Annotated in this window: 9 protein-coding genes; all 9 read right to left on the bottom strand. The window is 55.5% G+C overall.

Annotated features, from left to right (window positions below; genetic code table 11):
- Positions 1-5: 5 nt before the first annotated feature.
- The 9 genes from RT197_RS07475 to serC all read right to left on the bottom strand — a co-directional run bounded on the left by RT197_RS07475 (position 6) and on the right by serC (position 12161).
- The gene (locus RT197_RS07475) at positions 6-1238 is read right to left on the bottom strand and encodes a winged helix-turn-helix domain-containing protein (protein WP_312949470.1); all 1233 of its coding nucleotides are present in this window, start codon (positions 1236-1238) and stop codon (positions 6-8) included.
- 25 nt (positions 1239-1263) lie between these two features.
- Entirely contained in the window at positions 1264-2244 is a 981-nt protein-coding gene (lpxK, locus tag RT197_RS07470) for a tetraacyldisaccharide 4'-kinase (RefSeq protein WP_312948841.1), read from the bottom strand.
- On the bottom strand, positions 2241-3989 hold the full coding sequence (msbA, locus tag RT197_RS07465) for a lipid A ABC transporter ATP-binding protein/permease MsbA (RefSeq protein ID WP_312948840.1): 1749 nt from the start codon (positions 3987-3989) through the stop codon (positions 2241-2243). The genes lpxK and msbA overlap by 4 nt, the downstream gene beginning before the upstream one ends.
- A gap of 36 nt (positions 3990-4025) precedes the next feature.
- Complete coding sequence (locus RT197_RS07460; protein WP_312948839.1) at positions 4026-6290, bottom strand: ComEC family protein; 2265 nt, start codon at positions 6288-6290, stop codon at positions 4026-4028.
- 224 nt (positions 6291-6514) lie between these two features.
- Positions 6515-6805: an integration host factor subunit beta gene (gene ihfB / locus RT197_RS07455; RefSeq protein WP_312948837.1), complete on the bottom strand. Its 291-nt coding sequence runs from the start codon at positions 6803-6805 to the stop codon at positions 6515-6517.
- A 145-nt stretch (positions 6806-6950) separates the two neighbouring features.
- Positions 6951-8624, bottom strand: a complete 1674-nt coding sequence (gene rpsA / locus RT197_RS07450; RefSeq protein ID WP_312948835.1) for a 30S ribosomal protein S1 — start codon at positions 8622-8624, stop codon at positions 6951-6953.
- A 113-nt stretch (positions 8625-8737) separates the two neighbouring features.
- Entirely contained in the window at positions 8738-9421 is a 684-nt protein-coding gene (gene cmk, locus RT197_RS07445) for a (d)CMP kinase (protein WP_312948833.1), read from the bottom strand.
- Between the two features lie 244 nt (positions 9422-9665).
- Entirely contained in the window at positions 9666-10949 is a 1284-nt protein-coding gene (gene aroA, locus RT197_RS07440) for a 3-phosphoshikimate 1-carboxyvinyltransferase (RefSeq protein WP_312948832.1), read from the bottom strand.
- A gap of 123 nt (positions 10950-11072) precedes the next feature.
- Positions 11073-12161 (bottom strand): 3-phosphoserine/phosphohydroxythreonine transaminase, encoded by a 1089-nt coding sequence (serC, locus tag RT197_RS07435; RefSeq protein WP_312948831.1) that lies wholly within the window; start codon positions 12159-12161, stop codon positions 11073-11075.
- Positions 12162-12328 lie beyond the last annotated feature (167 nt).

Raw genomic sequence — 12328 nt, 5'->3', positions numbered from 1 at the left:
GCAGATCAGGCGGCGTCAATCTCCCAGCCGCCGCGCTGATGGATAAACAATTCCGGCGGCAGAAGCCCGGCCCGCACGCGGGTCGCCCCCTGCCAGCGGGCAAAATCGTCGATGGCGCGTTTCAGTCCCTGCTCCAGAGCGCCGCTGACCGTCTCGCCCTCTTCCAGCCACAGCGAGATGATTTCCAGCTCTCCCCGCTGGCGGTGCATTTTACAATCCATCCGCCCCGCCAGTCGTCCGTGATGCAGCAGCGGCAGGACAAAATAGCCGTATTGACGTTTAGGCGCAGGCGTATAGCACTCCAGTCGGTAGCTGAAATTGAATAGCTGTTCTGCGCGTTTACGATCCCATACCACCGGGTCGAATGGCGACAGCACCGCGCTATGGGTGGCGTTGAGCCTGCCCGCCTGTGCGGCAGGCAGCAGATCAAACAGATCGCTATGCAGCCACAGCGTGCCCAGCGTCTCCACGTCAACCGGCACCACCCGGTTTTCTGCCTGCCAGCGCGCCAGCACTTCACGGGTATTGGGCTGGCGCAGGCGGTAATAATCCGCCAGCCACTGCGCGCGAAAAATACCGAGGCTGCGGGAGCTATTCTGTAGCATGATCTCTTCTGCCTGGGCCTGGCTTAACGCATCGCGCGTATCGTCCCAGTCAGGCATGACCCGGCTGGTTAAATCATAAACCCGCTGAAAATTGCGCCGTTCGACCACCATCAGCTTACCGGCCGTAAACAGCCCTTCAAGATGACGTTTGTGCGGCTTCCATTCCCACCAGCCGCTGGAGCCTTTCGCCGGATGTGCAAAATCCGCAGAGCGTACCGGCCCGGACTGGGCGATGTGCGCCATCAGCAGTTCGATTTCATCGATATTTTCTTCCATCCACGTCTTGCGGTATTTCCAGCCCATATTTTCCGGGGCCAGCATCCGGTGGCGTACCAGCGCAAAATCGCTACGCGGCAGGAAGCAGGCTTCATGCGCCCAGTACTCCATCAGGTCGCCCCGACTAAGCGCGTCGTCCAGCCATGTCTGCGGGTAAGCGCCAAGACGGCTAAAAAGCACCAGATAAGGACTACGGGCAACAATATTGATGGTATCGATTTGCAGGAGCGACATCTGGCGGATAACCCGCAGAATATCGTCAGGTCGGGCGCGTCGGCGGGGCTTTTTAAGCAGCCCCTGCGCGGCAAGATGAAGACAGCGCGCGGCGGAAAGAGAAAGCATAGGGATCTCCGTCATCATTACCGGCGCGGTCGGCTGAAGGCTAACGCTGTGCCAGTGCGGTAAGTTTCTCAAGCAGGCGTTGTGCGCCGTCCCCGGACAGTTCGGCATCTACCGGTAAATACCACCAGTTAGCCTGCGCGAATGCCCGGCATTTGACGGCATCTTTTTCGGTCATCACCAGGTTTTGTCCGGTCCGGGTCATTGCCAGCAGATCGTCCTGCGCCAGCGCCTGATGATCGTTTAGCGCAACGGTGTTTACCGCCCGCACCCCGCAGCCCTCAAGGGTGGCAAAAAAGCGCGGCGGATGACCAATACCCGCCATAGCGACCACGTTCTCAAGGGTGGCGACGTCGCGCCGTTCGCCGGTGTGCAAATTCACCGCCAGCCCGGCCTGAAGCCGCATCGGGATTTCACCCGGCGCGGGCGTGCCGCCGTTGGTAATCACCGCATCCACGCTTTGCAGGCGGGACGCGCGTTCACGCATCGGCCCGGCAGGCAGCCACCAGCCGTTGCCAAAACGCCGCACGCCATCGACCACGACGATTTCAACGTCGCGCGCAAGACGGTAGTGTTGCAGACCATCGTCGGTGATGATGAGCTGAAGGTCGTGCTGCGCCAGCAGCGCGCGGACGGCATCAGCGCGAACTGGCGAGACGGCAACCGGCACCCCGGTGCGCTGATAAATCAGCACCGGTTCATCACCCGCGCTGGCCGTGGTAGTGTGCGGTTCCAGCAGTAAGGGATAATGCTCAGCCTTCCCGCCGTAGCCACGAGAGACCACGCCGACGCGGATATGACGCTGCTGCAACTGTTCCACTAACCAGATCACCACCGGCGTCTTGCCGTTGCCTCCGGCGGTCAGATTACCCACCACAACGACCGGTACCGGTGCCCGCCACACCTTTTTCAGTCCCAGGCGATAGCAGAGGCGAATCAGCCCGCTCACCAGGCCATAAAGCCAGGAGAGCGGAAGCAGCAGCCGCCAGAGCGGGGATTCACCGGACCAGATGCGGGCAATCATTGGCCGAATTGCATCTTATGCAACTGTGAGTAGACGCCGCGCTGTTCCAGTAAATCGTGGTGAGTCCCACGCTCGACAATGCGACCATCTTCAACCACTACAATTTCATCCGCCTGCTCAATGGTAGACAGACGGTGCGCAATGACCAGCGAGGTGCGGTTTTTCTGTAGCTCGTCGAGTGCCGACTGGATCGCGCGCTCGGATTCGGTATCCAGCGCGGAGGTCGCTTCGTCGAGGATCAGGATCGGGCTGTCGCGCAGCAATGCACGGGCAATTGCAATACGCTGGCGCTGACCGCCGGAGAGCATTACGCCGTTTTCGCCAATGATGGTATCAAGGCCGTTATCCATTTTATTGATAAAGTCCATCGCATACGCCATCCGCGCAGCGTTTTCGATTTGCTCGCGGCTGTAAATATCCGTACGCGCGTAGGCAATGTTGTTTGCCACGGTATCGTTAAACAGATGTACGTTCTGCGAGACCAGCGCCACCTGATTACGCAACGACGAGAGGGTGTATTCACGCAGATCGCGACCATCCAGCAGGATCTGACCTTCGTCAACGTCGTAGAAACGGGTGATCAGACTGGCGATAGTGGATTTACCCGAGCCGGAGCGCCCGACCAGCGCGACCGTTTTACCTTCAGGAATGTTAAGGTCGATATTACGCAGCGCCGGGACTTCGCGCCCTGTGTAGGTGAAGGTGACGTTACGAAATTCGAGATCGCCCTTCGCGCGTTCTACGCTAAAGGTTCCCTGGTCTTTCTCCTGCTCAGAATCCAGGATGGTGAACAGAGTTTGACAGGCTGCCATACCGCGCTGGAACTGGGCGTTGACGTTGGTCAGCGATTTCAGCGGGCGCATCAGGGCAATCATCGAAGAGAAGACGACGGTGATAGTCCCGGCGGTTAAGGTTTCCATGACGCTTGGGAAACTCGCCGCATAGAGAACAAATGCCAGCGCCAGAGAAGCGATAAGCTGAATAATCGGATCGGAAATGGAAGAGGCAGATACCATCTTCATGCCCTGCAAACGCATCTTGTTACTGACTTTGTCGAAGCGTTTTGTTTCGACTTCCTGACCGCCGAAAATCAGCACTTCTTTGTGCCCTTTCAGCATCTGTTCCGCGCTGGTAGTCACCTGCCCCATGGTATTCTGCATATTTTTACTGATGCTGCGAAAGCGTTTGGAAACCAGGCGAATGGCAAAAGAGACAATCGGAGCCAGCACGATGAGGATCACCGATAACTGCCAGCTGTAATAAAACATCATGATGAACAGGCCGATAATCGACGCCCCTTCACGCACCACGGTAATTAACGCGCTGGAGGAAGAAGACGCTACCTGTTCAGAATCGTAGGTAATGCGGGAAAGCAATGTCCCGGTGGACTGCTTGTCGAAAAAGGAGACCGGCATCCCCATCATATGGCTGAACAGGCGACGGCGCATGGTCATCACCACTTTGCCGGAGACCCATGAAATACAGTAGCTGGAGATATAGCTGGTGATCCCGCGCACAATCATCAGCCCGATCACCACCAGCGGCATCCATAGCAGCACCGAGCGATCTGTTTTACCAAAACCGTCATCCAGTAACGGTTTAAGGAGCGATAACATGAAGGTATCGCTGGCTGCGTTGAGGATTAACGCAATTCCCGCCACGATGAGACCCGGCTTGAAAGGGGCAATAATCGGCCAGAGTCGGCGGAATGTCTGCCACGTAGAGAGATCTTTATCGTTATGCATTCATAAAACCAGCATTTGTTGAAATAGCCGCATATTCTACCCGTTATCTGCGGGCGCGCCAAACCACTGATGATACCAGCGGGGTAAAATTTGCTCGCGCAGGCTGTTGATTTGCCATTCGTGTGGGGAAAACGTCACCGTAATCTGTCCCTGATGTGGCGTATCTAGCCACTGATATCCCTGCTGCCCATAGCGCTTCACCACCTTCGGAGACGGAAAATGCCAGGCGTTATAGCGTGACGCGGAAGCCAGCGCTGCCCGCCCGTTCACCCGCTGAATGAAGGCCACGCCGGATGAAGTATTGCTGCCGTGATGTGGCACCTGGATAACCGTCGCCGCCAGATGCTGCCAGTAGCGGCTTAGCATTCTTAATTCGCCTGGCGTTTCGATATCGCCCGTCAATAAAATGCTGTGCTGCCCGTCGTCCACTTTCACCACGCAAGAGCGATTGTTGCCGTTATCCTGAGACGCCTCTAACGGCCAGTGCGCGCTGAAGGTCAGTCCCTGCCACTGCCAGCGTTCACCGCGAAAGCAGGGCTGATGTCCTTCCCAGCCCAGCGGGCTGCGCACCCAGGCGTCGGGCCAGGCCCGACGCACTGATTCAAGGCCGCCGCGATGATCGAGATGTTCATGGCTGATGATGATGCCTTCCGGGCGCAAATGGTGCCAGCGAAGCCAGGGGATAATCAACTGCTGACCGGAGTCACCGCCGGGCCACGCCAGCCCGGTATCATATAAAATCGCTTTACCCTGCCGCTCGATAACCATTCCCAGCCCCTGCCCGACATCCAGCATATGCACGGACCACACATCCTGGCGCGTCTGTCGCCATAGCGGAAATGTCAGCACGATAGCAAGGGTTAGCGTGACGGCCCACAGATTGCGCCACGCCCGCAAACGCCAGAGCATCACCAGCAGCCACGGTAGCAGTACCACACCCTGCCAGCGCTGGTCGACATCCAGCCAGCCATCGGGCAGGCGTTGCAGCAGGTAAAATAGCAGCGCCAGCAGGCGATCCGTCAGATACCAAATTCCATGCTCGATGAGGAACGGGCCGGTCAGATGCAGCAGCATGGCGGCGAGAATAAGCGGCACGATGACAAACGTTACCAGCGGCACTGCGAACAGATTCGCCAGCAGCGATGTAGTACTGATGCCGTGGAAAAGCAGTACCTGAAGGGGCAGCAGCAAAACCATCAGCCCAGCCTGCAAGTGGATCAGCTCTGCGAGCAGGCGTAGCGGCGCAGGTATGGACCACGCGGGTAGCGGCATCCACTGATACCAGAAGATCAGCGCCGCCACCGCAAAAGCCGAAAGCCACAGGCTTTGGGACAGTACCGCCAGCGGATCGTAAAACAGAATTGCTGCAATGCAGCACAGCCAGATATCCCACGGCGACCACTGCCGCCCGGTTAAGCGCAGCGCGTACCAGATCGCCAGTCCCACGACGGTACGTAACGCGGGCGGCTGCAAACCGGTAAGCCAGGCGTAGAATGTCGCGCCTGCCAGCCCGACCACCAGCGGTGCGCGCCAGTTGATTAATCGACAGGGAAGAAAGAACTGGAACCCGCGCATCAGCAGCCAGGCCAGCGTCGCGCCCAGTGCAATGTGCAGACCTGAAATAGCCATCAGGTGCAGGGTACCGGTCTGCTGCATCAGCTTTTTCACCTCAGCCGATACCGCCAGCCGTTCGCCCATCCCCAGCCCTAAAATAACCTGCTGCCAGGGGTACGCTGCAAGCGTGGTGGTCAGCGAGGCAAGGTAACGCGCCCGCAGACTACACCGCGCATCCAATGGCGTGGCCTCAATAAAACGACCGCTGAGCGGGTGATGCTGTGCGAAGGCATTACGCTGGGTATCAAAGCCGCCATCGTTAAGCTCACCGTGTACGGCGCGGGCGCGAATGGTCATGGCCCAGCGCTGCCCGGCACAGGCCGTCTGCGGCAAATAATTACCGTAAAGCCGAATCCCCGGCGCAGGAAAAAGCCGTCTGCCCTCGACGCGGGTAATCACGCCCTGATGAATCATCGCGCCATCGGTGGCGGTAAGCGTAATTTCTACCTGCTGATTCCTGGCGGTGAGATACTGCGCGGGCCAGATCACCTGATGCGCGGACAGTACACCCCAGCAAAAACACAGTAGTATCATCCCGCCGAAGCGATACCTGTTCCGGCGGCAAAACCCTGACGCGCTGGCGATAATGATGATTAACCCGATCGTTGTAACTTTCGGCAATACTGGTAGCCAGATAAGCGGGGCTATTCCTGCAATCACGCAGATTGCCAGCTGTGACAAACGCATAGACACCTCCCTGTTACGGATAGTGTCGCGCGATGAAACAGGATTGTCCGGTGAGGATTTTCGGCTCTGCGAGACGCGCCGGAAAGGATTTGCTCCTGCGACGCCATTTACAGCGCGATTTGCGAGACAGATTCCAGAATCGTTTAAGGGGCAGAAATGAAAAAAGCACCCGCAGGTGCTTTTTTGTGATGCTTAAGTTACGCCGTCAGTTAACAGGCGATAACTCACTCACCTTCATAAATATTGGCGCGGTCGCGTAATTCTTTCCCCGGCTTAAAGTGCGGAACATATTTTCCTTCCAGATCCACTTTGTCGCCTGTTTTCGGGTTACGCCCGGTGCGAGGAGCACGGTAATGTAAAGAAAAGCTGCCGAAACCCCGGATTTCAATACGCTCGCCGATGGCAAGAGTAGAGGCCATATGTTCCAGCATTTCTTTCACGGCATCTTCAACCGCTTTTGCCGGAATGTGCGATTGCTGGCTGGCAAGTCTTTCGATTAACTCTGACTTGGTCATGTTTCCTCCGGTTTCCTTATAGGCAAAGGCAATATTCGTAACAGCTTGAACAAGGGCGGCCGTAGCCGCCCTTTGTGCTTGATTACAGAACGAAAACTGTAATCTGTCAAGTTACTCGTTATCCTGGTGACAGGATTCGGAGAACTTACTCGCCTTTAGCTGCTTTGAATGCTTCAGCCATAGCGTTAGAGAAGTTACCGTCTTCCTGTTTGTTGTTAACAGTTGCGATGGCATCTTTCTCGTCAGCTTCGTCTTTCGCACGGACAGACAGGCTAACTACGCGGTTTTTGCGGTCTACGCCGGTGAATTTAGCTTCAACGTCGTCGCCTACGCTCAGAACCAGAGTAGCGTCTTCAACGCGGTCACGGGATGCTTCAGAAGCACGCAGGTAACCTTCAACACCGTCAGCCAGTTCTACGGTTGCGCCTTTAGCGTCAACTGCAGTGACTTTACCGTTTACGATAGCGCCTTTCTTGTTCACAGCAACGTAGTTGTTGAACGGATCTTCTGCGAGCTGTTTAACGCCCAGGGAGATACGTTCACGTTCTGCGTCAACCTGCAGTACAACGGCAGCGATTTCGTCGCCTTTCTTGTATTCACGAACGGCTTCTTCGCCTGCAACGTTCCAGGAGATGTCAGACAGGTGAACCAGACCGTCGATACCACCGTCCAGGCCGATGAAGATACCAAAGTCAGTGATTGACTTGATTTTACCTTCAACGCGATCGCCTTTGTTGTGGGTTTCTGCAAACAGCTGCCACGGGTTAGATTTGCACTGTTTCAGGCCCAGGGAGATACGACGACGTTCTTCGTCGATATCCAGAACCATAACTTCCACTACGTCGCCAACGTTAACAACTTTGGACGGGTGGATGTTTTTGTTGGTCCAGTCCATTTCGGAAACGTGAACCAGGCCTTCAACGCCTTCTTCGATTTCAACGAAGCAGCCGTAGTCGGTCAGGTTGGTAACGCGACCGGTCAGTTTAGTACCTTCCGGGTAACGTTTAGCGATAGCAACCCACGGATCTTCGCCCAGCTGTTTCAGGCCCAGAGATACACGAGTACGCTCACGGTCGAATTTCAGGACTTTAACGTTGATTTCGTCGCCAACATTCACGATTTCGCTCGGATGCTTAACGCGTTTCCAGGCCATGTCAGTGATGTGCAGCAGGCCGTCAACGCCACCCAGATCAACGAATGCACCGTAGTCAGTGAGGTTCTTAACGATACCTTTAACTTCCATGCCTTCCTGCAGGTTTTCCAGCAGCTGATCGCGTTCTGCGCTGTTTTCGGATTCGATAACGGCACGACGAGATACAACAACGTTGTTACGCTTCTGGTCCAGCTTGATTACTTTGAATTCAAGCTCTTTGCCTTCCAGGTGCAGCGTGTCGCGAACCGGACGAACGTCTACCAGGGAACCCGGCAGGAACGCACGAATACCGTTCAGCTCAACAGTGAAGCCACCCTTGACTTTGCCGTTGATGACACCAGTAACAGTTTCAGCTTCTTCGTAAGCTTTTTCCAGCGTGATCCAGGCTTCGTGACGTTTAGCTTTCTCACGGGACAGCAGAGTTTCACCGAAGCCGTCTTCTACTGCATCCAGAGCAACGTCAACTTCGTCACCAACCTGGATTTCCAGTTCGCCAGCTGCGTTTTTGAACTGTTCTGCAGGGATTGCAGATTCAGATTTCAGGCCCGCATCAACCAGAACGACGTCTTTGTCGATAGCAACAACAACGCCACGAACGATGGAACCCGGGCGGGTTTCGATTTCTTTCAGGGATTCTTCAAAGAGTTGAGCAAAAGATTCAGTCATGTTTAATCTTCAGGTTTCATATTTAACGTCCACCTGGCTCCGTGCCGGATGGGGTTGTTTAACATACCCGCTGTCATTCCGTTGCAGCGGGGGTACTGCTAATTCGGTCGCTTTTAAGCGAGGGCCAACTTTTGGCGCGCGTATTGTAACGCTTTTTCAATCACTTGCTCAATGCTTAAACTAGTGGAATCCAGAACTAAAGCATCGGCAGCGGGAACCAACGGAGCAACAGCGCGGTTGCGATCGCGGTCGTCGCGTTCCTTTATCTCGGCCAAAAGGCGTTCAAAGTTAACACTAAAGCCACTCTCCTGCAACTGCAGCATACGGCGATTCGCGCGTTCTTCAGAGGAGGCGTCGAGGAAAATTTTTACCGGCGCTTCCGGGAAAACCACGGTACCCATGTCACGCCCGTCGGCAATCAGGCCCGGCGCTTCGCGGAATGCCCGCTGACGGCGCAGCAAGGCTTCGCGGACGCGGGGAAAAGCAGCAACCTGGGAGGCTGCGCTGGCAACATCCTGGGTACGAATTTCGCCGCTAACGTCTTCACCTTCAAGGATCACCTCGAGGTTGCCGTTGGTCGAAATGAAGCGCACGTCCAGATGCGTTGCCAGCGGGACCAGCGCATCTTCGGAGGTGACATCAACATGGTGATGTAACGCTGCCAGCGCCAGCACGCGATAGATCGCTCCTGAATCCAGCAGATGCCACTGCAATGCTTCCGCCATTGCCTTGCACAGAGTGCCTTTACCCGCGCCGCTTGGGCCATCAATGGTAATTACCGGGGCATTCGCCGTCATCTTTTTCTCCTTAAACAGGCATACCGTAAACGTAAACGCCGCGCATTATACGCGTCTGTGTCGTTAACAGTTATCTTTGCGTGCAAATTGCAGAATATTGAACGTCAACCAGGGACGAATGGCGCAATTATAGCGGGTATGAAGGGAGAGCGTGATGCCCACCCCGGAAATGACACTTTAATAGCAAAAAAGTTTGGAACCGGACAGAGTGTTGCGCCGACCTGACGATCGGCGCAACAGAGGACTAGGCCAGCGTGCTGATGCGCGCCAGCTGTTCGAAATAATCAGGGAAGGTTTTCGCGGTGCACTTCGGATCGAGAATGGTCACTGGCGTATCGGATAGCGCTACCAGCGAGAAGCACATCGCCATCCGGTGATCGTTGTAAGTGCTAATTTCAGCAAACTGAAGCTGCGCGGGTGGCGTGACGCGAATGTAGTCTTCGCCCTCTTCCACTTCCGCGCCGACTTTACGCAACTCGGTAGCCATCGCAAACAGGCGATCGGTTTCTTTAACCCGCCAGTTATAGATATTGCGCAGCGTCGTCGTTCCCTTTGCAAACAGCGCTGCGGTGGCAATAGTCATCGCCGCATCCGGGATATGGTTCATGTCCATATCAATAGCGTGCAGCTCCCGGCGGGTACAGGTAATCGCGTCATCATCCCAGATAATTTCCGCGCCCATTTTTTCCAGCACGTCAGCAAAGCGAATGTCGCCCTGCACGCTGTGACGACCGATGCCGGTCACTTTCACCGAGCCGCCTTTGATCGCAGCGGCGGCGAGGAAATAAGACGCAGAAGAGGCATCGCCTTCAACCAGATACGCGCCCGGCGAGCGGTAATGTTGCGCGCCGCGTACCACAAAGCGCTGATAATGCTGGTTTTCAACCTCAACGCCAAAGGTTTTCATCAGGTGCAGAGTGATGTCGATATAAGGTTTCGAGACCAGCTCGCCTTTAATGGTGATGGTTGTATCCTGCGGCGCGAGCGGCGCGGTCATCAGTAACGCTGTCAGGAACTGGCTGGAGACGCTGCCATCTACTTCACTATGACCGCCGGTGAAACCTCCGCGCAGACGCAGCGGCGGATAGTTTTCCTGCTCCAGATAGTCAATTTGCGCCCCGCCCTGACGTAGCGCATCGACCAGATGCCCAATCGGACGCTCCTTCATGCGCGGCTCGCCGGTCAACACGATATTACCGTTGCCCAGGCAAAGCGCGGCAGCCAGAGGGCGCATCGCTGTGCCCGCATTGCCGAGGAATAGCTCCAGATCGCCGCTTGCCTGTAGCGCGCCGCCGTTGCCGGTGATTTCGCAGCGGGTACGGTCAGCAGAAAGGGTGTACTTAATACCTAAGGCGCTCAGAGCGTTGAGCATATGGCGGACATCATCGCTGTCCAGCAGGTTCGTCAACACCGTGGTGCCCTGGGCTAAAGCCGCCAGCAGCAGCGCCCGGTTAGAAACGCTTTTTGATCCGGGCAAATTGATGGTGCCGTCCACGCGCGCGATAGGTTGTAACGTCAGGGAATCCATGAAGCTTAACTCTCAGAGAAAAATTGTCCGCCGCAGGCTGACTGCGGGGAGAGGTAAATATATACGCTATTCTTCAGGCCGCATTGACTGCGACCTGAAGGATTTTGCGTACGGATGAAATGATTAGCCGTGGCGACGTTCAAAATCGATCATAAAATCAGTCAGCGCTTTTACGCCTTCCAGCGGCATAGCGTTATAAATAGAAGCGCGCATTCCGCCGACAACGCGATGTCCTTTCAGCGCGTGCAGTCCTGCCGCCACGGATTCATTAAGGAACAGCGTGTCCAGCGTATTATCGGCAAGCTGGAAAGGCACGTTCATTCGCGAACGGTTGGCTTTCGCCACGTCATTACGGTAGAAATCGCTGCAATCGATAGTGCCGTACAGTAGATCGGCCTTTTGCTGGTTGATCTTGTCCATAGCCTCAACGCCCCCCTGCTCTTTCAGCCATTTGAAGACCAGGCCGGAGAGATACCAGGCAAAGGTTGGCGGGGTGTTAAACATTGATTCATTGTCATTAAGAATGGTGTAATCAAGAATCGAAGGACAGGATTTATGCGCCTTGCCCAGCAAATCTTCACGCACGATCACCAGCGTCAGCCCGGCCGGACCGATATTTTTCTGCGCGCCCGCGTAGATCAGGCCAAAACGGCTCACGTCCAGCGGACGAGAAAGAATGGTTGAAGAGAAATCAGCGGTGACGATCACATCATCGTCAAAGTCCGGCGTTTCCTCAATGGCGATACCGTCGATGGTTTCGTTCGGGCAGTAATGCAAATAAGCGGCGTCATCTGAAAGCTGCCAGTCACGCATCGGTTTCACCGCGCGCAGTCCATCAACGGTCGTTTTTGCATCAATGACATTTGGCGTGCAGTAGTTTTTGGCTTCTTTGACCGCGCTGGCAGCCCAGTAGCCTGCATCAACGTAGTCCGCCGTGGTTTTGTCACCCAGCAGATTAAGCGGAACGCTGGCAAACTGCCCGCGCCCGCCGCCGTGGCAGAACAGCACTTTATAATTAGAGGGGACGTTCAGCAGATCGCGAAAATCCTTTTCAGCCTCTTGCGCCACCTGAATAAACTCTTTCCCACGGTGGCTGATTTCCATCACTGACGTTCCCAGACCGTGCCAGTCACACAGTTCCTGTTGCGCCAGTTTGAGCACTGCTTCCGGTATCATTGCCGGACCCGAACTAAAGTTAAAGACCTGAGTCATTTCCCCTCACCACGCTGCATTATGATATGCCCTGTCTGTTGGGCATAAGTTATTCCTGTGGATATCGTTTTTACCATTCAGTGACATGTGTCGCAATGGGTAATATGAGCAGAGGCAAAAATGTGCGCCCTGTCACACAATATAATCTGCCACGTTGACGAAAGATT

It is taken from the genome of Superficieibacter sp., from assembly GCF_032071645.1.
In the GTDB taxonomy this organism is placed as follows: domain Bacteria; phylum Pseudomonadota; class Gammaproteobacteria; order Enterobacterales; family Enterobacteriaceae; genus Superficieibacter.
The sequence above is the reverse complement of the archived record's forward strand: the minus strand, read 5'-3'. Positions and strand labels throughout refer to the sequence as shown.